We start from the raw sequence: 20,611 nt of genomic DNA, 5'->3' as shown, positions 1-20,611 counted from the left end.
GTACGGACCAGGTGGTCAGCCGACGGAGGGGCCGAGGCCGAGGGATTGGGGGGTGCTGGAGTCGGGGGAGGGTTGGTGGAGGCCTTCGTCGAGGGGGCCGAACTCGGTCATCAGGGCGGCGCTGCCGCCCCAGGCGGTTTGTTCTTCGGCGATCATGGCGTTGGTGGTGAGGAGCAGGCCGGCCACGGAGGCGCCGTTCTGGAGGGCTGAGCGGGCTACCCGGAGGGGGTCGACGATGCCCATCTCGAGCATGTTGCCGTAGCGGCCGTCGAGGGCGTCGAAGCCGTCGTCGGTGCCCAGCTGGCTGATTCGCTCCAGCACCTCTTCGCCGTTGTAGCCGGCGTTCGTGGCGATCAGGTACGCCGGTTCGCGCAGCGCCCGCCGGACGATGTCGACGCCGATCGCGTAGTCGTCCTTGACCTCGAGGTCGTCCAGCGCCGACGCCGCGTGCAGGATCGCCACCCCGCCACCGGCCACGATCCCTTCGGCCATCGCAGCCCGGGTCGCCGACAGCGCGTCTTCGACCCGGTGCTGGAGCTCCTTCAGCTCGGCCGGGGTCGGCGCTCCGACCGAGATCACGCCGACCTTGCCCGACAACGCGCCGATCCGCTCGGTCAGTACGTCCTCGTCGACCCCGAACGTCGCCCGCTGAAGCTCGGCCCGCAGCTGGGCGAGCCGGAACTCGACATCCTTCTCATGCCCGGGCGACGCGACGATCGCCGTCCGCTCCGCGGTGACCCGGACCTGGTCGGCCCGGCCGAGCTGGTCGATGGTCATCGTCTCCAGGCTGAAGCCCGAGTGCTTGCTGAGCACCGCGCCACCGGTGATGGCGGCGATGTCCTCCAGCTTGTGCAGCCGCCGGTCGCCGAACCCGGGCGCCCGCACGCCGACGCACTGGAAGTGCCCGTTGATGTGGTTGTGCACCAGCATGCTGAGCGCCGTGCCTTCGAGGTTCTCGGCGATGATCACCAGCGGCTTGGGATCGCGCATCACCTTCTCGAGCAGCGGCATCAGCTCCTGCACCTTGGTGATCTTCTCACTGCAGAGCAGGATGTACGGATCGTCGACGACCGCCTGGAGGCTGCCCGGATCGGTCACCATGTACGGCGACAGATACCCGTTGTCGAACTCGAACCCTTCGACGAAGTCGACCCGGATCCCGTGCTCTGCCGACTCCTCGACGGTCACGATGCCGCCGTCGCCGACCGAGTGCAGCGCCTTGGCGATCACCGCCCCGACCGTGTTGTCGTCGTTGGCCGAGATGGCCGCCACCCGGGCGAAGTCCAGCTCGCTGACGACCGGGTAGGCCACCTGACGCAGCCGTTCGACCAGCCGGGCCACCGCGACGTCGATCCCTCGTTTGATCAGCACGGGGTTGCCGCCGGAACCGATCGCGGCCATCCCCTCCCGGACGATCGCGTGCGCGATCACGGTCGCGGTGGTGGTGCCGTCGCCGACGATGTCGTTGGTCTTGATCGCGGCTTCCTTGACCAGCTGGGCGCCCATGTTCTCGAACTGGTCCTTGAGGTGGATCTCCCGGGCGATCGTGACGCCGTCGTTGGTCACCACGGGGGAGCCGGTGATCTTCTCCAGCACCACGTTGCGCCCCTTCGGGCCGAGCGTCGAACTGACTGCCTCGGACAGCTGCTCGACCCCTCTCAGCATCAGCTCACGCGCCTGTGCACCGAATCGCAGTTCCTTGGCCATCGTTCCCTCCTCAGTACGTGCCCGGTCAGGGCGAACGGTGTAGGTGCGTCAGGGGACGAGGATCGCTCGGCCGCGCACCCGGCCGGCGTCGAGATCGGCGACCGCCTCGGCGGCGGCTTCCAACGGGTAGGCCCTGGTGTGCAGGGTGACCTTGCCGGCCTGGGCGAGCGCCATCAGCTCGGCCAGGTCGTTGTACGTCCCGACGATGTTGCCGATGACGTTGCGCTCGGTGGAGATGATGTCCAGGGTCGGGACCCGGAGCTCGCCGCCGTACCCGATCACGAAGTACGAACCGTTCGGCCGGGTCATCGCGAAGCCGTCCTGTTCGGCGCCCTGCTCGGCCACGAAGTCGAGCACGACGTGCGCGCCCGCGCCACCGGTCAGCTCCTGGACCGCCTGTATCTGGTTGCCGTCAGCAACGACGGTGTGATCGGCGCCGAGCTGCTCGGCGAGCTTGAGCGCCTCCGGGTTGCGGTCCACCACGATGATGTTGGTGGCGGTCAGCGCCGACAGGCATTGGATGCCGATGTGGCCGAGCCCGCCGGCTCCGATCAGCACGGCGGTCGTGCCGGGGTACAGCTGGGGGAGCGCCTTGCGCACCGCGTGGTACGCCGTGATGCCCGCATCGGCGAGTGCCGCGACATCCTTGGGCTGCGTCGACGGATCGAGCTTCACACAGGCCCGGGCCGAGGTGAGCAGGTACTCCGCCATCCCGCCGTCACTGTCCAGGCCAGGGAAGGTGCTGTTCTCGCAGTGCATGTCGTTGCCGGCCCGGCAGGCGTGGCACAGGCCGCAGGTCGGCGTCGGGTGCAGGATCACCGTGTCGCCGACCTGGACGTTGGTGACGGCGGAGCCGATCTCGTGCACCCAGCCGGCGTTCTCGTGCCCGATCGTGTAGGGCAGGGCCGGCTGCATCGCGTCCGCCCACTGGCCCTCGATGATGTGCAGGTCGGTGCGGCACACGCCGGCGCCGCCGATCTTGACGATCACGTCCAGCGGGCCGCTGATCTTCGGCTCGGGAACGTCCTCGACCACTGGTTGCTGGTGGTATCCGTGCAGCCGGACTGCTTTCATCCTGGTCCCTCCTCCGATTCCCCAGCCCCGGCCCCGGCGTACCGGTGCCGCAGCATTCCCCTACAGATCCCGGTGTTGGCCTCGATCCCAGTCTGGGTGAGCCGGGCCAGGCCCAGGTACTTCGGTGCGCCGGCCGCGGCGATCGGCGCACCGGTGCCCGGATCGACGAGCAGGGGCGCTCCGTCGTCCGAGCGCAGGCCCAGCTCGGCCCGCCGGCGCCGTAGCCGGTCCAGGTCGGCCGACGGTGGTACGTCGCCCAGCGTCAGCCGGGTCAGCTCGACCGGATCGGTGCCCGAGGCAACCAATGGCCGGCAGACCTGATCGGTCCCGGCCAGCATCGCCTTGGACACGAAGGTCCGGCGCAAGTCGTCCAGCTCATCCGCCGCCTCGCCGTCGAAGGCCGCGACGAAGCCGGCCCGCGCGGCCACGCCGGCATTGATCTGGTCGGCCGCGAAATGGTCCTCCAGCGTCACGTCCACGCTCCGCACCTCGGGCAGCGCGGCCAGTACGTCGTACGCGTCGGCGACCATCAGGAAGGCGAAGTTCGGCGCGCAGAAATAGGTCGGCAGCCGGAGTCTGACGACGACGTCCCCGGCTGCCGACACATGACAGGACGAGACGAACCCGAGCGTGGTGATCGGCTCGTCCAGCTCCGGATCGCGGACAAGGTCCAGGGCGCTCAGCACCCTGGACCTCTCAGCTGTTGCCGTCATTACTGGGTGACCAGCTTCGCGTCGTCCTGCGCCGCGGGAGTGGCCGCCTTGAGCTGCAGCTCGTCGGGCACCTTGATGTCGTACAGCTTCGCCGCGTTCAACCCGAGGATCTTCTTCTTGCCCTCCACCCCGAGCCGGGGATAGTCGGCGAACTCGGGCAGGTCGGGGAACTCCCAGTCCACGAAGCCCTCGATCTGCCACTTCGGCTCCCAGATGCCGTAGTCGCTGCCGAACGTCATCTTGTCCTCGCCGACCCAGAACAACAGCTCGCCCATCACCTTGTTGAAGAAGTGCGGCCGGGCCGCCATCAGGCCGCCGATCACCACCGACAGCCCGGCGTACACGTTGGGCTCCTGGGTGGCCATGAAGCAGAAGTCCTCGATCCGCGGCAGCCCGACGTGCTCGACGATGAAGTTGAGCTCGGGGAAGTCGGTCGCCGCGTGGTCGATGTCGGAGACGTCGAACGCGTCCTTGTCCAGCGGCCAGATGGTGGGGCCCTTGTGGACGTGGATGTTCTTGATCCCGTACTCCTGCGCCTTCTCCAGGTACCGGTACGCCGCCGGGTCGGTCAGCTTGTAGCCGCGCGAGCCGGCGTTCCACTCGGCCGTGTAGAGCTTGACGCCCTTCGAGCCGTACCGGTCCACGTTCGCCTTCAGCTCCTCCAGGCCGACGTCGCCGTCGCGGGGGTCGAAGCGGGTGTTCAGGACGAACATCCCGGGATGCTTCTCACCCAGGTCGGCGTTCTGCTCGGTGGTGTTGAACCCCTTCGTGTACCACTCCTTCAGGTACGTCGGCTGGAAGATCGCGACGTCCACGTAGCCGTCCTCGAAGACGTCCTTCATCAGGTCGTCCTCGGTGTAGCTCATGAACTTCTCGATCGGCCAGTGGGTCTCCTTGGGCGCCAGGCTCTGGTAGGCGTGGAAGCACTCGATCCAGCCCTTCGCGTACTGCTCGGCCCCCGGCACCCAGTTGTCCGGCCCGGCGTTCCAGAAGTGCATGTGGCTGTCGACAACGAAGTACTTCTCGCCGTTCTTCTCGTACACGGTCCCTCCCGAGAGTTCTCAGCGCGTGGTCAGGTCGAAGCCGATGTACTCGGCAGCGTCCTCGGGGTTGGCGAACATGATCGTGCGGTCGTCGAGGTGGATCATCCGGCCGTAGTGGGTGGACATGTTCTCCTCGAACTGGGCCGCGTCGAAGAAGCCCTGCTCCTCGCCGAGCGCCTCGGAGATCTCGTCGTAGATCACCTCCATCTTGCCGACCGCGTCGACCCGGATCATCGACGGCAACGGCGTCACGGTGACGTTGTCCTTGGTGCCCATCACTTCCGCCACGACCGCGCCGACCTGGTTGTTCATCAGCGTGAAGCCGCACCGGTTGGACGGGGTGTTGTCGGACTTGAACGGACTCTCTGCGGTGGTGAAGGTGGTGCTCACAGTCCCAGCTCCTTGGGCTCCTCGAGGCCCAACCCGACGACGATGCCGCGGAAGCGGCTCTTCGCCCGGTCCAGCCCGTCCTCGAATCGTGGCGGCTTGCTGTCCGGTTGCGACCACAGCGGCTGCAGTCTGCGGGCCGCGCCGATCGACCGCTCGGTCCAGTCGGCCAGCCAGTCCTGCAGGATCGCCTTGTTGTGGTCGGCGAACTCCTTGTCGCTGGTGAGCAGCTCGAACATCGCCTTCGTGTAGCGCAGGTCGCGCTCGGCGAAGTCGTACTCCTCGGCGCCGATCACCGTCGGCGTCACGAAGTCGCCGTTGCCGGGCGCCGCGTGCTGGACCAGCTGGCTGCGGAAGAGCTCACCGACCAGCGGTTCGAACACAACGTTCGCGGCGAAGATCGCCTCGCACCAGTCGTCGATCGCGGTCAGCTGCTCGGCGAGGTCGCGGACGCCCTGCCAGGCCGGGTCGGAGTTCCAGGTGTCCAGGTGCGCCTTGCCGTTGAAGCCCTCGATCTCCTCGCTGAGCGTGAGGTTGTACAGCGCGAGGTCCTGGGCGGCCCGGATCCGGTGCATGCTGTTCACCGAGATCGCGTTGTTGTGCATGTTGGTGGGCGCCCGCCGGTTCGCGTTCGCGAACAGGTACAGGCCCAGGCCGTGGTCGACGTGCATCCAGGCGCCGACGTGCTGCTCGACGAACCGGATCCAGTTGGGGTTCCACTGCTCGAAGGCGTGCGACTGCCGGGCCGCCTCGACGTTCTGGGTGACCTGCCGCACGACGTTGGAGTTGTACCGGTAGAGCGTCATCTCCCATTCTTCGTTGGGATCGCGGAACTCGTGCCAGCCGGTGGCCGGCCATTCCTTGACGAACAGCCCACCGGAGCCCGGCCCGCGCTTGGGCGAGGGCTGGTCCGAACCCCAGGCCTTCAGCGCGGTCCAGTCCAGCGGGTAGCCGCCGCGGCCGTCGGAGAAGCCGTACAGCCAGCCCTGACTCAGGTAGTGCCGTGGGTCCGGCTGGACGTCGACCGTGACGTCCTCGTAGTGGCTCTGCTTGCGCTTCTGCGGGGTGTAGTAGTTGTACCGGCGGGCCGTCGAGTCCGGGAAGACCTTGGCACCGGCCTCGGCATCGGTGAAGACCGGCTGCGGCACGCTGCGTGCCTGCGGGGAGTCCTGTGTGGTCGTCATCTGGCTTCTGCCTCCAGCGCCTCGGGATCACCGGCGTCGCCGGTGGTGGTGAACTTGTCGTAGAAGATGCGCTTCTGCGCGACCCCCAGCCGTTCCAGCAGGGGCAGCGCGGCCTCGACCATCGGCGGCGGGCCGCAGACGTAGGCGTCGGCGCCGTCGAGGTCGTTCTCGTACCGGGCGACGACGTCGGTGATGAAGCCGACCTCGCCGTCCCACGCGTCGTCGTCGGCCGGCTCGGACAACGCCGGCAGGTAGCGGAAGTCCGGCAGCGTGGCCGCCAGCGACCGCAGCTCCTCGTCGAAGCACAGGTCCCGTTTGCCACGCGCGCCGTAGTAGAAGGTCGTCGGCCGGTCGATCGCCCGCTCGGCCATCGACCGCAGCAGCGACAGGATCGGGGCCATCCCCGCCCCGCCGCCGAGGAACACCAGGCGCGCGCCGGGGTTGTCGCGCAGGGTGAAGACCCCGAACGGCCCGGTCAGCTCCAGCCGGTCGCCGACCGAGATCCGTTCGTCCAGGTACGACGAGAACAGGCCGCCCGGGTAGATCTTGATCACGAATTCGAGCTGTCCGCCGTCGCGGCTCGATGTGTTCGCCATCGAGAACGACCGGGTGGCCTGCGTTCCGGGCACGGTGATGTCGACGTACTGGCCGGGGAAGTACTTGAGTTCGCCGGGGTCCAGCAGGCGCAGTACCAGGTGCCGCATGTCGTGTGTGACCGCGTTGTTCGCGATCACCTCGGCGACCGCCTCCTGGATCGGCAGGCCGGACCGGATCATGTCCGCGTCGTAGTTGAGCAGTTCGATCGTCAGGTCCTCGTAGGCGTGCGCCCGGCACAGCAGCGTGTAGCCCTCGTCCAGCTCGTAGTCCGGCAGAGCGAAGGTCGAGTACCGGTCGTGCTCGATGTCGTCACCGTCGAGGACGAACGACTTGCAGGAGGCGCACTGGCCCTCCTTGCAGCCGTGCATCAGCATCACGCCCTGCTCGGCCGCGGCCCGCAGGATGGTCTGCTCCTCGCCGACCTCGATCTCGATGCCGACCGGTTCGAACCGTACGACGTGCTTGTCGCCCATGGCTCCTCGCAGCTGCGCTGACCGGCTGTGCCGACCGACTGTGTCGATCAGAGGGGTGGACCTGGGGGAGAGCGAGGGGCGCCCGCCCTCCCATGGCGTTGCGTCAGTTGTCCCTGGCCGGCCGTCCGGCCGGACCGCCGCGGACGTACCGGGCCGCGAAGGCGGTCCGCTCGTCGTCGCTCATCTCGTTCAGCAGCACGTTCGGGCTCGCCAGCGGCGGGCACTTGCGCAGGTGGTCGAGGGTCCACATCTTGTCCGGGTTCAGGTCCAGATGCGGCTGGGCGACCATCGTCTTGCCGTCGTCACGGACGAAGCCCATGTCGGAGACCACGTCGGCCCAGTTCCAGCCGTGGTACAGGGTCTCCCACTCGCGGTGACCGATCAGCTTGCCCATGTTCGGCGTCTGCCGGCCCTGGTACGTCGGCCGGAACGCCGTCTCGTCGGTCCACTTGCACATCTCGTGGCAGTACGTCCGCCACTGACCGTCGACCTTGGCCATCACCATGTCTTCGCGGACCAGGCAGGGGACCATACAGGTCCAGCAGCGGTGCGGGTACTCGTAGTCGACGTCCTCGAACACGATCGGCTTGTGCCCGTTGGGGGTGGACAGCCGGTTGTAGTTCTCCCACCAGGCGCCGTACTTGTCGTACCAGCCGGGGTACTTGTACTCGAACCACTCGAAGTCCTTGTCCGTCATCGGGTCGATCCGCCAGTAGTTGGCGAGCCAGCCGGTGGCGAAGAACTGGGCGACCTCGTGCACGTAGCCCTTGTTCCAGATCTGGTTCCAGGACTCCTCGATCAGGTCGTGCGGGATCTCCAGGCCGTACTTCTCCAGCGGCACCAGGTAGCTGCGGTAGTAGTCGTCGTAGATCCAGCGACGCCACATCTCCGCGTAGCTCTCCCGGTCCTTGCGCCGGTCCTTCGTGCCGTACTCGATGAAGGTGCCGATCGCGGCGTCGACGACCCGGTGGTTGTTCCACCACGCGTAGCGCAGGTCGCGGGCCAGCAGCTGGTGGTTGCTCTCGTCGGCCAGCGCCATCAGCAGCGTCGCGTAGCCGTTGCTGATGTGGCGGGACTCGTCGGACTGGACCGAGTGGAACACCGTCGGCAGCAGGTAGTCGCCGTTCGCGGCGGCCTCGGCCGGCATCGCGACGAACAGCGTGTTGGTGAAGGCGGTCTCGGCCACGATGGTCAGGTAGATGCTGGCCGCGGTGATCGCGTCACCGGTGATGAAGCCTTCCGCGAACTGCCGGCCGATGGTGCCGCAGTAGTCGCTCTGGAAGTTGCGCAGGCTGGAGTTGAAGCCCGCCGGGTCGATGTAGTTGTTCATGTACAGGCGCTTGAGGTTCTGCTGGATCGTCGAGTGCCGGACCTCGTCGATCATCTGGATCGCCTGACCGTTGTGCAGTTCCGGGTTCGGGACCGTCCGGAACAGCAACGGCATCGCCCGGGCGGCCGAGATCTCCGGCAGCGGGATGATGCTCAGGAACAGCTTCTGCCACTCCAGCCAGCGCTCCTGCACCTGGCGGAACATGTTGCCGCGGATCGCACCGTCGGAGGCGCCGTACACCCGGTGGTCCTTCTCCTCCTGCATGGGGAAGTACGACCGGAGGACCTGCTTGAGCGGGTCCTTCTTCTGCGCCTTCTGGAACGTGTAGTCGGTTCCGTACTGGGAGACGGGCTCGTGGTACGCGGGCTCCCAGGACAGTTCCTGGATCTTCTGGTGGGCCTTCGCCACACTTTGGCGACTCATGGCACTCCTCTATGGCTCGCTGTGGCCTCTGGCCGGGCCCCGGTCGGACGGGGCCGTACGACGTGGGGGAGACCCACGCCCTGCTTGCCTTTGCAGTACAACGCACACGGTCCGCGACGGGAGGTCTCAAATTGAGACGGCGCTTCTCACCGGTCTCCGAAGACGGTTTCCCGCAGTCTGGCCAGCTCTTCGGCCGCCTCCCGCAGGCTGCGGCTGTCGCCCGGCACGGCCGGCCGGATGCCGAGCGTGACCAGCAGCGCGGCGGCCGCCGCCCCCGGATCGCCGGCCGAGCCGAGGACCGGATGCAGCCCGGCGTCGACGAGTCTGTGGAAGACCGCGTTCACGATCGTCCAGGGGTTGTAGGCCTCGTCGGCGGGAATCTGGTCGTCCATCCGCTACCCCTCTCCGCTCCCTTACATCACACTCCTCACCAGCCCGTCCGGCTGTCTCAAATTGAGACAGCCGGACGCTTCGGCGCGACTACGCTGAAAGGAACGACGTCACCGCAGGAGGTCCCGTCGTGGAGGAACTGGAAACCGTCACAGCAGACAGCCCCCGGACCGCCGGCGCCCGGCTGAGCTTCCTGACCTACGACGCCTTCCCGGTCGGCGACGTCCGCCGGCCGGTGCTCGCGTCGTGGGTCCGTTCGCGCCGGCGCAACCTGCCCGCGGACCGGATCGACCTGCCCTACGTCTCGGATCCGGATCTCGACCAGCCGCTGACCCGCAGTGCGGACCCGGTGATCATGCGGCTGCACGAGCATCTCGACGGCCAGCCGATCAGCGTCATCCTCACCGAGCGGGACGGCCTGGTACTCCGCCGCCTGACGGCGGACACGCAGCTGAGCAGGCACCTGGACCGCGTCCACCTCGCCCCGGGCTTCAGCTACTCCGAGCAGTTCGCCGGTACGAACGGGATCGGTACCGCGCTCGAACGCGGCGGCCCGATGCACGTGTTCGGCCACGAGCACTACGCGGAGGACCTGGAGGACCTGGCCTGCGCCGGCGTACCGATCAAGCATCCGATCAGCGGCAAGACCGTCGGCGCGATCGATCTCACCTGCTGGCGCAAGGACGCCGGCTCGTTGCTGATCGCGCTGGCCAAGACGACCGCGGACCAGATCCGCGCGGCCCTGCTGCGGGACTGCTCGGCGCGCCAGCAGGAGCTGGTCGAGGAGTACCTGCAGGCCGGGCGCCGCAATGCGGACATGGTGCTGGCCTTCGACGGCGACCTGCTGGTGATGAACGCGAACGCCCGGCGCAACCTCGACAACAGCGACCAGGCGGCGATCCTCGCGCACGGCTCCGAGATGCTGACCGAAGGCAGATCCGCCCTTGCGGTCGAACTGCCGAGCGGTAGCCGCGTCCGGATCACCTGCCGGCCAGTGCCTGAAGGCGTCCGGACCAACGCGGCGGTACTTCAGGTCAGCCCGCGAACGCCCGGCCTCGGCGTCATGGTGGTCAGCACGAACCGGCCGCCACCCCGTCCGGAGCTTCCTGGCATGGTCGGCCGGAGCGGTCCTTGGCTCGCCTGTTGCCGGGACGTCGACAACGCCTATCGCGCCGGACAGTGGATCGTGCTCAGCGGTGAGGCGGGCACGGGCAAGGTGGCGCTCGCCCGAGCTGCGCACTTGCAGAACAACCCGGCCGGCGCGCTCGACGTGCTGGATGCGGCGGTACCGGTCGCTGATTTCGCAGCAGATGTCGAGGAGGAGCTGGCCGACGATTCCGTTCAGGCGTTGGTGATCCGGCATGCCGAGAAGCTCGCGGCGGCCCAGCTGGACGAGTTGATCGGCGCTTTCTACAGCGCGCGGGAGCGGCGTCGGTCGGATCCGCCGTGGGTGGCGCTGACTGTCACGACGGCGGGGACCACCGAGCCGGATCTGGGCGAGTTGCTACCGCTGTTCCCGTTGACCGTCACGGTTCCGCCGCTGCGGCATCATGCCGACGACATCCGTGAGCTGGTCCCGTACTTCCTGAGCCAGCTGAGTCGGGGCGAACTGCGATGCTCCCCGGAGGCGCTGCACCAGGTACTCCGGTCCGCCTGGCCGGGCAACACCGCGGAGCTCCATCGGGTGCTCAAACACATCGTCCAGCACCGCCGGCGTACCGGCGTGATCGTGCTCGGCGATCTCCCGGCCGACCTGCAGGCGATCAGCCGCCGCAACCTGAGCCAGCTCGAGGCACTCGAGCGCGACGCCATCATCCGCAGCCTGCTCGACAACAACGGCAACCGCCGTGAGGCAGCGCGGGCTCTGGGAATGTCCCGCGCCACCATCTACCGGAAGATCCACGACTACGGGATCCGGTAGCAGCCGGGCCTCAGGCTGCGGGGCGCTGGTCGAGGAGGGACCAGCGGGGGTCGTCGTCGGACCAGTGGTTGACCAGCGCGTCGACGGCGAGTTTGTGAACGGTCGGGTCGAGCACACCTGCGTCGGTCGCCGCCTCCAGGACGTCGAGATAGGTGGCGACCGATCCGATCGGCAGGGTCCTCGCGGTCGGGGTGACCGAGGCGGCGACGTCACGCATGTCGACCAGGGCGAAGGCGCCGACCAGGATCGCACCCTCGGCACGGAGCTCATCCGCGAAGGCCTCGAGCGCCGCACCGGACGAGATCGCATCATCGACCAGCACTACCCGGCGGCCCGTCACGCCCGCACCACGCACCCGCGGCTCGTGGTCCTCGTGCCCCACGTACCCGGGCTTGCGGACGAACGCGAACGGAAGGTCGCCGGACAATGCGATCGCCGTCGCCAGCGGGATGCCGCCGGTCTCGGCGCCGACCACAACCTCAGCTCCAAGCTGCCGAGCGAAGTCCGCTCCCGGCGCCGCGAGCTCACGCAGCAGCCGCGGATCGGCGTACGCGTTCTCCACCGACAGCGGATGCAACGGCAGTCGCGTAGTCATGTCCCAGTGCGAAACACCCGGCCGCACGAGGCCCGGTACGACCGCCAGCCGCCCCGCCAGATCCACCGCCGGAACCACAGTCAGCCGAGCCACATCAGCCCGCTCGACGACCTTCACCCGATGCGCGTTCGCCAAGCTCCGGGGAGCCGAAATCCGTGTCGTGTTCATACATCGAAGATCACTCCACCCCAGGTTCTGTCGCACCCGGGCAACACACCGGCCCTCACCCTGGTGGCCGGGCCAGTGACCGGCCACCGGGTGAGCCCGTGCTCTTCGGCGGTCAGTCGCAGGTGTCGCAGATCCCGTTGGCCGGGGTCTGCATGTTGCACTTCGGGCACTTCTTGATCGGGCGCTCGGCGATGGCGGCCTTGCGAGCCCTCGCGCGGGCGGCGCCCAGCTTGGAGGGGATCATCGGGGTGCCGCCGCCTGCAGGGAGGCCGGCGGCCTCGAAGTGACGGTAGATGGCCAGGCGCTCGTGGGAGGCGTGGACGTCGGGGTCGGCAGGAGTCGTACCGGTGGCTGCGCCGACGATGGCGGCGTAGCCGTCGAAGACGCTCTCGTCCGGGTTGACGCACAGGGACGACAGCATCGGTTCGCCCCGGCGCAGGCTCTCGGCGGAGACCTCGGCGAGCACGCCGCCGATCCACTGCCGGGTGGGCTGCTTGGTCCGGATACCGGTCAGGTCCTGGACACCGGTGGCGATGTCCTTGTGCTGGATGAGGGACATGTACTTCTTGGCCGCGACGAGGAGCATCTCGCGGGCGGCACCGGCCCACTCGGTCCGAGCGGTGGCCATGCCGACATCGGAGACATCGCGCCAGGCGCGTTCCTCTACGTCCGGCAGTTCGTGGTCTGTTGCGGCGACATCGAAAGTGGACACCATCGAAACCTTAACCGGCCGCCGCCGATCGGCGAAAACGCAGCCTCAGGGAACTGTGTGTAGCCATGTCATAGCATCGGGTCATGGCCATGTCCGAGGACGACGTCAGCGCCCAGCTCACCACTCCTCGACCCGCTGGTCCGGTTCGAGGTGATGCGGATGCCGGACGTGACCGGACCGGGCGACTACACGGCGCCGTGGACGTGACAGCGCGAGTGCGCGCAGCGCTCTCCAACCCGATCAAGTCTGCGGCGGACGATCATTTCGACATCCATGCCGCGCTGGCGGAAGTGCTGGCTGACGTCGGGCTCAGTGCGGACGACTGCGGAGGGAGGGTCGAATTCGTCGGTGCCGATCCGATTGTGCCCAGTGCTGTTCGGCTGGGGGCCGCGCCTGCGGTTGGGTTGGTGGCCAAGTCTGTCGGGGTGGCTGCTTTGTGGCGCCATCGGGGTGGAGCCGGGCAGGACATCGGGATGGATTTGCGGAAGGCGCCGCACCGGTTGTGTCCGTTTTATGACAAGAAGTGGGAACTGGTTAATGGGCTGCCGCCTACCAACACGGCGGATCCGGGGAATCCGTTGTCGTTGACGTTCTACCAGGCGGGGGACGGGCGGTGGGTGATGCCGCTGAACATTTATCCGAAGCTGAAGTCGCGGACGTTGAAGTTGTTGCGGACGTACGACGATGCGACGGCCATCGCGGCGGCAATTGCCAAGTGGAAGGCGATCGAGCTCGAGGAAGCGGGGGCGGACGCGGGCATTGTGATGCCGATGGTCCGGAGTACGGAAGAGTTCCTGGAGACGAAGCAGTACCAGGATGTGCTCGCAGAACTGCCATTGATCGAGATCGAGAAGATCGGGGATTCGGCGCCGGAGCCGCTGCCGGCCGGGGCGGTTCAGCCGTTGGACGGGATCAGGGCGCTCGGGTTGGGCCATGTCATCGCGGGTGCGGGGATCGGGCGGGCGCTTGCGCAGCACGGGGCCGACGCGCTCAACCTTTGGCGGCCGACGGAGTGGGAGAACCCGGTTGTCTACCTGACCGCGAATGTGGGGGTACGGTCGGCAACTCTCGACTACGCCCGCAACCCCGCGGCGATGGAGACATTGCGTGAGCTGCTCCGCGGCGCCGATGTGTTCTACGCGAACCGTCGGCCCGGGCAGGTGTCGTCGCTTGGGTTGTCGCCGCAGCAGGCAGCCGCGATCCGGCCGGGGATCATCCATACGACCGTCTCGCTGCACGGCGAGCAGGGACCGTGGTCGACGCGGCTCGGGTTCGACCAGACGGCGGGCTGCGTGACCGGGATGATGACGCTGGAGGGTTCGGCAGACCAGCCGGTACTTCCGCACATCGGCGTCGTCAACGACTACCTGGTCCCGTGGCTTGCTACCGCCGGCATCTGCTCCGCGCTGATCCGCCGAGCGACCGAGGGCGGCTCGTACCGGGTGCACATCTCGCTGACCAGGATCGCCTTGTGGATCATCAGCATGGGCGTCTTCGACAAGAACTACGCCCGCAGCGTCGCGGGCACCGGTGGCGACCACGCCTACCTCGACCCTGACACCTTCACCGCCGAGACACCGCTCGGCCTCTACCAGGGCGTCACCGACCAGGTGCAGCTGTCGGCGACCCCCGGCGCGTTCCGCACGATTCTCGTCCCCCGCGGCTCCGGCCGACCCGTTTGGCTCCCGACAGGACTGTGAACATGACCGACATCCCCCAGCTCGTCACCGGCCTGCGGAAGACCTTCGACTCGCGCCTCACCCGGCCGATCGACTGGCGCCGCGCGCAGCTCGGCGCGCTGAAGACCATGCTGCTCGAGCAGGACAAGGACTTCGTCGGCGCTCTGTACGCCGACCTCGGCAAACCCGCGGACGAGGCACGCGGCACCGAGCTGCAGTTCGTCATCAACGAGATCGACCACACCCTGGAGCACCTCGACGCCTGGCTGGCGCCCGAGCCCGCACCGCTGCCCGAGAAGCTGCAACCAGGCACCGCACAGGTGATCCGCGAGCCGCTCGGCGTCGCGCTGGTCGTCGGCCCGTGGAACTACCCGTTGCACCTCGCCCTCGCCCCGCTCGTCGGAATCCTTGCCGCAGGCAACGTTGCGGTGATCAAGCCGAGCGAGTTGTCGCCGACCGTCTCGGCTGCGATCGCCCGGCACGTACCGGAGTACCTGGATCCTTCAGCGGTGGCCGTCGTCGAGGGTGGCATCCCGGAGACGACCGAGCTGCTGGAGCAGCATTTCGACCACATCTTCTACACCGGCAACGGCCAGGTCGGGCGGATCGTGATGACCGCCGCCGCGAAGCACCTGACCCCGGTGGCGCTCGAGCTCGGCGGCAAGAGTCCGGTCATCGTCGACACCGACGTCGACCCGGTCCTGGTCGCGACCCGGCTGGTCCGGGCGAAGTACCTGAACGCCGGCCAGACCTGCGTCGCGCCCGACTACGTGCTCGCGATCGGCGACTCGGGTCCATTGGAGGCGGCGCTGACCGACGAGGTACGCCGGAAGTTCGGTGCCGACCCGTCGACGAGTCCGGAGTACGGCCGGATCGTCAACGAGCGCCACTTCGACCGCCTCCGCGGGCTGCTCGCCAGCGGTCGCGTGGTCGTCGGCGGCGAGACGGACAAGGCCTCGAAGTACATCGCCCCGACCGTTCTCACCGAGGTCGCACCGGACTCAGCCGTGATGGGCCAGGAGATCTTCGGCCCGATCCTCCCGATCCTGACCGTGCCGTCGCTGGACGCGGCGCTGGCGTTCATCCGCGACCGCGACAAGCCGCTCGCCCTGTACGCCTTCACCGACTCCGACGACACCAAGCACCGCATCCTCGACGAGACGACGTCGGGCGCCGTCGGCTTCGGCCACCCCGTCGTCCACCTGACCGCGACCGACCTCCCCTTCGGCGGCGTCGGCGAGAGCGGCATGGGCCGGTACCACGGCAAGTACTCGATCGACACCTTCAGCCACCTGAAGGCGGTGCTCGACCGGCCTCTCGATTGAGCCTGCGGACTCAACGGTCTCGTTGAGTCGAATTCTTGCAAAGATTGATCTCGATATTGCGTTGATGTGTCGACGGCGTTACGGTCTGGCCACCATCGACCATCCGCCCCGTCGAGAGCGAGCTGCGCATGTTCCGGTCAATCGAATCCTGGAGTGGGAAGGCTCGCGCCGGCGTCATCGCCGTCTGCAGCGCGCTGATCGCCGCCGGTCTCGCCGTGCTGGCGACCGGTCCGGCCTGGGCCGCGGCGACGGGTGGGGTCGGCGCGACCTTGCCGTACGTCGAAGTACAGGCCGAGAACTCGGCCACCAACGGCACCGTCATCGGCCCGAGCGCCGCCTACAACACGCTCGCGGCCGAAGCGTCCTACCGCAAGGCGGTGACCTTGCAGGGGACCGGCAAGTTCGTCGAGTTCACCACACCGGCGGCGACGAACTCGATCGTCTTCCGCTACAGCATCCCGGACACCGGCGGCGGCTCGGTCTACACGCCGCAACTGTCCCTCTACGTCAACGGCACCAAGCAGCCCAACTTCACCCTGACCAACGCGTACAGCTGGTACTACGGCGGCTACCCGTTCACCAACACACCGGGAAGCAACCCGCACCACTTCTACGACGAGGTGCACCGGCTGTTCGCGACCACCTACCCGGCCGGTACGAAGTTCAAGCTCCAGGTCGATGCCGAGGACACCGCTTCGTCGTACACGATCGACTTCGCCGACTTCGAGAACGTCGCCGGCGCGCTGTCCCAGCCGGCCGGCTCGGTCTCGGTGACCAGCACGGGCGCTGACCCGACCGGTGCCGCGGACTCCACGAACGCGTTCAACTCGGCGATGGCGCAGGCCGGTTCCGGTGGCACTGTCTGGATCCCGGCCGGGACGTTCAAGATCCCGGGTCACCTGATCCTCAACAACATCACCTTCAAGGGCGCGGGCATGTGGCACTCGACCGTCGTCGGTGCGGCGCCCGGCTTCTACGGCAACTACGCGCCCAACGCCAGCAGCGGCGTACACCTGTCGGACTTCGCGATCTTCGGTGATGTGCAGGAGCGTAACGACGGTGCTCAGGTCAACGGCATCGGCGGCGCGCTGAACAACTCCACCGTGGACCGGGTCTGGATCGAGCACGAGAAGGTCGGCGCCTGGATGGACGGCCCGTTCACCAACCTGGTGATGAGCGGGCTGCGGATCCGCAACGTGACGGCCGACGGGGTGAACTTCCACAACGGCGTCACCAACTCCAAGGTCACCAACAGCGATCTGCGCAACCTCGGCGACGACGGCCTGGCGACCTGGGCCGAGCAGAACGCCGACGCGAACGACTCGTTCGACCACAACACCGTGCAGTACCCGATCCTGGCCAACGGCATCGCCATCTACGGCGGCCACGACAACTTCGTCACCGACAACCGGGTGATCGACGCCGGCCTCACCCAGGGCGGCGCGATCCACGTCGCGCAGCGGTTCGGCTCGACCACGCTGGGCCGTACCGACGTACTGCGCAACACGATCATCCGCTCCGGCGGGCTGGACCCGAACTGGAACTTCGGAGTCGGCGCGCTGTGGTTCGATGCCCGCGACGGCGCGATGACCGGCCTGACCAACGTCGACAACATCCTGATCCAGCAGAGCCCGTTCGAGGCGATCCAGTTCGTCTCGGGCTCGAACATCACCAACGTCAAGATCAACAACGCGACCATTCAGAACACCGGTACCTGGGTAGTGCAGGAGCAGGTCGGCGGCTCGGCGACCATCACCAACAGCACGGCCACCGGCACGCAGGCGCCCGGCCCCATCTACAACTGCGGTGTCGGCTTCACGCTCACCGACGGCGGCGGCAACTCGGGGATCTTCGGCGCCAACCAGTGCCAGAACATCACCAACCCCGCCTTCCCGCCGTACTTGCCGGACAACGGCTCGCAGATCTCGGTCAGCCCGACCGCGCTCAGCTTCGGCTCCGTCGCGACCGGCGCGTCGAGCTCGGCGCAGCCTGTCACGGTCACGAACAGCGGTACCGCGGCGGCACCTGTCAGTTCGATCGCAACCACCGGTGACTTCAGCCAGACCAACAATTGCGGCAGCAGCATCGCCGCGGGCGGCTCGTGCACGGTGAACGTCACCTTCAGCCCGGCAGCGGCCGGCAGCAGGAGCGGCAACCTGACCGTCAACGCGGCGGGCGTCACCAGCACCGTCTCGCTGTCGGGCACGGGCGTCGCACCAGGCCCGATCCTCAATCCGAACCCGAGCAGCCTGTCCTTCCCGGACACCCTGGTCGGCAGCTCTTCCTCGACCCAAGCAGTCACAGTGACCAACTCCGGTACGGCGTCAGCCAGCGTCTCCGGCGTAGCGGCCACTGGCGATTTCAGCCAGACGAACAACTGCGGCACCGTCGCGGTAGGCGCCTCCTGCACGGTCACGGTCACCTTCCGGCCGACCGCCTCGGGCACCCGGACCGGTGGCGTCTCCGTGACCAGCAACGCGAACAACAGCCCGACGACGATCTCCCTGACCGGAAACGGCGTTGGCACCGACACCAACCTCGCCCTCAACAAGCCGGCCACGGCGAGCAGCCAGGTCAACGGCACCCAGGCCGCGACCACCGCAACCGATGGGAACGCCAACACCTATTGGGAAAGCAACAACAACGCCTTCCCGCAATGGTTGCAGGTGGACCTGGGAGCGGTACGCAGCATCGGCAAGGTGACGCTGAAGCTTCCGCCGACCACCGCCTGGGGCACCCGCACCCAGACGCTGTCGGTCCAAGCGAGCAGCGACGGATCCACCTTCAGTACGCCGGTCGCGTCCGCGACGTACACGTTCACCTCACCGGCCAACGTCGTCAACATCACCGTTCCGACAACCAACGCCCGGTATGTCCGGGTCAACATCACCGCCAATAGCGGTTGGCCGGCCGGGCAGGTCTCGGAGTTCGAGGTGTACCCGAGCGGCGGCACCCCGATCAACACTCCGGTACTGAGCACCAGCCCGTCGTCGCTCACCTTCGCGTCCCAGGCGCTCAACACGACCAGCGCCGCACAGGCGGTGACCGTGACCAACACGGGCAGCCTGGCTGCGTCGGTCTCGAGCGTCACGGTGTCGGGGGACTACACACAGACCAACAACTGCGGCAGCATCGCGGTCAACGCCTCCTGCACGGTCAACGTCAGCTTCCGGCCGACCGCGTCCGGGACTCGGTCGGGGACGTTGACGGTCAACAGCAATGCGACCAACAGCCCGACCACGGTCGCGTTGTCCGGTACCGGCGCAGGCGCAACCAATACGAACCTTGCCGCGGGCAAGCCCACCAGCGAGTCCAGCCACAACGATGTCTACGTCTCGGGCAACGTGACCGACGGCAACCAGGCGACGTACTGGGAGAGCGCGAACAACGCCTTCCCGCAATGGGTGCAGGTGGACCTCGGTTCCGCGCAGAGCGCGGGCCGGATCGTCCTGCAACTCCCGGCCGGCTGGGGCGCCCGGACCCAGACCCTGTCCGTCCTCGGCAGCACCGACGGGTCCACCTTCAGCACCCTCGTCGGATCCGCCGGCTACAACTTCGCCCCCGGCAACAACAACACCGTCACCATCACCTTCACCCCGGCCACCCAGCGCTACTTCCGCCTCAACATCACCGCCAACACCGGCTGGATCGCAGGCCAGATCTCCGACTTCCAGATCTGGAACTCCTGACCCACGGCACCACCGTCGTCACAAATCGGCCGGCTGCCTGGTCCTGGGTACGTCAGGATCAAGCAGCCGGCCGAGGAGGCGCGATGAGATGGGTGGAGCGGGGAGCCTGTGTCGACGAGGACCCCGAACTCTTCTTCCCGATCGGTACATCGGGACCCGCAGTACAACAGACCGAGGACGCCAAGCAGATCTGCCGCCGTTGCGAGGTGGCCGACGCCTGCCTGGAGTGGGCGCTCCGCACCGGCCAGGACGCCGGGGTGTGGGGCGGCTACTCCGAGGAGGAACGCCGCGCCCTGCGAAGGCGACCGATACGACTGGTCAGCCGGATGTCAGCTTGACGCGAGCTTGGCCACAATGGTGTCGATGTTGTTGATCAGCGACAGGTGGCCTTCGCCCGGGACCAGTTGGGTGGTCGCTCCCGGCACATGCTCGCCGAGCCAACGGCCGTGCGCGTGCGGGACCATCCTGTCCTGGTCTCCCTGCCAGATGGAGACCGGGACCCGGATGGTCGCGAGGTCGATGCCCCAGTCGGTGAGGAACGCGAGGTCGTCGTCGCGCCAGCCGTCGTAGCCGCGGGAGACGGCTGCCCGGCAGGAAGCGGCGAGGTAGCCGGCCAGGCCGTCGCGGAGGGCGGCTTGATCGACAGCGGACAGCAGGTCGCCGAAGGCGGCGATGATTTCGCCGGGCTGGACGTTCTTCAGGTCGGCACTCGCCTCGGTGAGGAACTCTTCGAGCGCGTCCTTGCCGGTCGCCGCCGCACCGAACTCGGTGATGTTCTCCTCGCCCATACCGGCCAGCCAGTCGAGACCTTCGGCGTCGTACGGTGCGACGCCCGCGATGACGGCCGCGGCCCGGCATCTGTCCGGCAGCAGCGCCGCGCTGGCCAGCGCATGTGGTCCACCACCCGACCAGCCGATGGTGACGAAGTCATCCGCACCGAGTACGTCGAGCAGCGCGGTGACGTCGTCCGCGACATCGGCCACCCGGCGACCTGGCTGCGGCGTGCTGTCGCTGTAGCCAGGCCGGCTGTGAGTGACGAATCGCAGGCCGTGCCGGTACGCCGCCTCGGCGACCGGCTCCAGCAGCATGGCCACGCCCGGCGTGCCGTGGTGCAGTACGAGGGGCCGGCCGCCGGCAGGCCCCTCGACCAGGTACTCCACAACCCGTCCATCGCCGACCTCGAGTCGCTCCATGGAAGCAA

Annotated in this window: 17 protein-coding genes; 5 read left to right on the top strand and 12 right to left on the bottom strand. The window is 67.8% G+C overall.

Annotated elements, in window-relative coordinates; genetic code table 11:
- Positions 1–15: 15 nt before the first annotated feature.
- The 9 genes from groL to ABD116_RS04985 form a co-directional block, all read right to left on the bottom strand.
- Entirely contained in the window at positions 16–1,707 is a 1,692-nt protein-coding gene (gene groL, locus ABD116_RS05025; protein ID WP_343965277.1) for a chaperonin GroEL, read from the bottom strand.
- 48 nt (positions 1,708–1,755) lie between these two features.
- Positions 1,756–2,781, bottom strand: coding sequence for an NAD(P)-dependent alcohol dehydrogenase (locus ABD116_RS05020; RefSeq protein WP_343965275.1), 1,026 nt, complete (start codon positions 2,779–2,781; stop codon positions 1,756–1,758).
- Positions 2,778–3,494, bottom strand: coding sequence for an iron-sulfur cluster assembly protein (locus ABD116_RS05015; RefSeq protein WP_343965273.1), 717 nt, complete (start codon positions 3,492–3,494; stop codon positions 2,778–2,780). The genes ABD116_RS05020 and ABD116_RS05015 overlap by 4 nt, the downstream gene beginning before the upstream one ends.
- Entirely contained in the window at positions 3,494–4,537 is a 1,044-nt protein-coding gene (locus ABD116_RS05010) for an amidohydrolase family protein (RefSeq protein ID WP_343965271.1), read from the bottom strand. The genes ABD116_RS05015 and ABD116_RS05010 overlap by 1 nt, the downstream gene beginning before the upstream one ends.
- Positions 4,538–4,555: 18 nt before the next feature.
- Entirely contained in the window at positions 4,556–4,927 is a 372-nt protein-coding gene (gene mimD, locus ABD116_RS05005; protein WP_343965269.1) for a propane 2-monooxygenase effector subunit MimD, read from the bottom strand.
- Complete coding sequence (locus tag ABD116_RS05000; RefSeq protein ID WP_343965266.1) at positions 4,924–6,108, bottom strand: ferritin family protein; 1,185 nt, start codon at positions 6,106–6,108, stop codon at positions 4,924–4,926. The genes mimD and ABD116_RS05000 overlap by 4 nt, the downstream gene beginning before the upstream one ends.
- Positions 6,105–7,178, bottom strand: a complete 1,074-nt coding sequence (locus tag ABD116_RS04995; protein ID WP_343965264.1) for an NADH:ubiquinone reductase (Na(+)-transporting) subunit F — start codon at positions 7,176–7,178, stop codon at positions 6,105–6,107. The genes ABD116_RS05000 and ABD116_RS04995 overlap by 4 nt, the downstream gene beginning before the upstream one ends.
- A 103-nt stretch (positions 7,179–7,281) precedes the next feature.
- On the bottom strand, positions 7,282–8,931 hold the full coding sequence (locus ABD116_RS04990; RefSeq protein ID WP_343965262.1) for a ferritin family protein: 1,650 nt from the start codon (positions 8,929–8,931) through the stop codon (positions 7,282–7,284).
- Positions 8,932–9,077: 146 nt separating this feature from the next.
- Positions 9,078–9,323, bottom strand: a complete 246-nt coding sequence (locus ABD116_RS04985) for a hypothetical protein (protein ID WP_343965260.1) — start codon at positions 9,321–9,323, stop codon at positions 9,078–9,080.
- 128 nt (positions 9,324–9,451) lie between these two features.
- On the opposite strand from ABD116_RS04985, the gene ABD116_RS04980 reads away from it, so the two are divergent.
- The gene (locus ABD116_RS04980) at positions 9,452–11,242 is read left to right on the top strand and encodes a sigma-54-dependent Fis family transcriptional regulator (RefSeq protein ID WP_343965258.1); all 1,791 of its coding nucleotides are present in this window, start codon (positions 9,452–9,454) and stop codon (positions 11,240–11,242) included.
- Positions 11,243–11,252: 10 nt separating this feature from the next.
- Here ABD116_RS04980 and ABD116_RS04975 read toward each other — a convergent pair whose 3' ends face one another.
- Together ABD116_RS04975 and ABD116_RS04970 are read right to left on the bottom strand one after the other, a co-directional pair.
- Positions 11,253–12,005 carry an orotate phosphoribosyltransferase gene (locus ABD116_RS04975; protein WP_343965256.1) on the bottom strand — a complete coding sequence of 251 codons (753 nt, stop codon included), beginning with the start codon at positions 12,003–12,005 and terminating at the stop codon, positions 11,253–11,255.
- 112 nt (positions 12,006–12,117) lie between these two features.
- Positions 12,118–12,717 (bottom strand): hypothetical protein, encoded by a 600-nt coding sequence (locus ABD116_RS04970; RefSeq protein WP_343965254.1) that lies wholly within the window; start codon positions 12,715–12,717, stop codon positions 12,118–12,120.
- A gap of 83 nt (positions 12,718–12,800) precedes the next feature.
- Between ABD116_RS04970 and ABD116_RS04965 the strand changes: the two genes are divergently transcribed.
- The 4 genes from ABD116_RS04965 (at position 12,801) to ABD116_RS04950 (ending at position 19,748) form a co-directional block, all read left to right on the top strand.
- Positions 12,801–14,417: a CoA transferase gene (locus ABD116_RS04965; RefSeq protein WP_343965252.1), complete on the top strand. Its 1,617-nt coding sequence runs from the start codon at positions 12,801–12,803 to the stop codon at positions 14,415–14,417.
- Positions 14,418–14,419: 2 nt separating this feature from the next.
- A complete protein-coding gene (locus ABD116_RS04960) occupies positions 14,420–15,721 on the top strand; it encodes an aldehyde dehydrogenase family protein (RefSeq protein WP_343965250.1) in 1,302 nt (433 codons plus the stop codon).
- Between the two features lie 128 nt (positions 15,722–15,849).
- The gene (locus tag ABD116_RS04955) at positions 15,850–19,410 is read left to right on the top strand and encodes a choice-of-anchor D domain-containing protein (RefSeq protein ID WP_343965249.1); all 3,561 of its coding nucleotides are present in this window, start codon (positions 15,850–15,852) and stop codon (positions 19,408–19,410) included.
- An 83-nt stretch (positions 19,411–19,493) separates the two neighbouring features.
- The gene (locus ABD116_RS04950; protein WP_343965248.1) at positions 19,494–19,748 is read left to right on the top strand and encodes a WhiB family transcriptional regulator; all 255 of its coding nucleotides are present in this window, start codon (positions 19,494–19,496) and stop codon (positions 19,746–19,748) included.
- Here the strand turns inward: ABD116_RS04950 and ABD116_RS04945 are convergent.
- Positions 19,740–20,603 (bottom strand): alpha/beta fold hydrolase, encoded by an 864-nt coding sequence (locus tag ABD116_RS04945; protein WP_343965247.1) that lies wholly within the window; start codon positions 20,601–20,603, stop codon positions 19,740–19,742. The two genes, ABD116_RS04950 and ABD116_RS04945, sit on opposite strands and share 9 nt — an antisense overlap.
- Positions 20,604–20,611 lie beyond the last annotated feature (8 nt).

The sequence above is a fragment of the Kribbella koreensis genome (genome assembly GCF_039525325.1).
GTDB lineage: Bacteria > Actinomycetota > Actinomycetes > Propionibacteriales > Kribbellaceae > Kribbella > Kribbella koreensis.
Note: the sequence above shows the minus strand (reverse complement) of the source record. Positions and strands in the feature narration are given on the sequence as shown.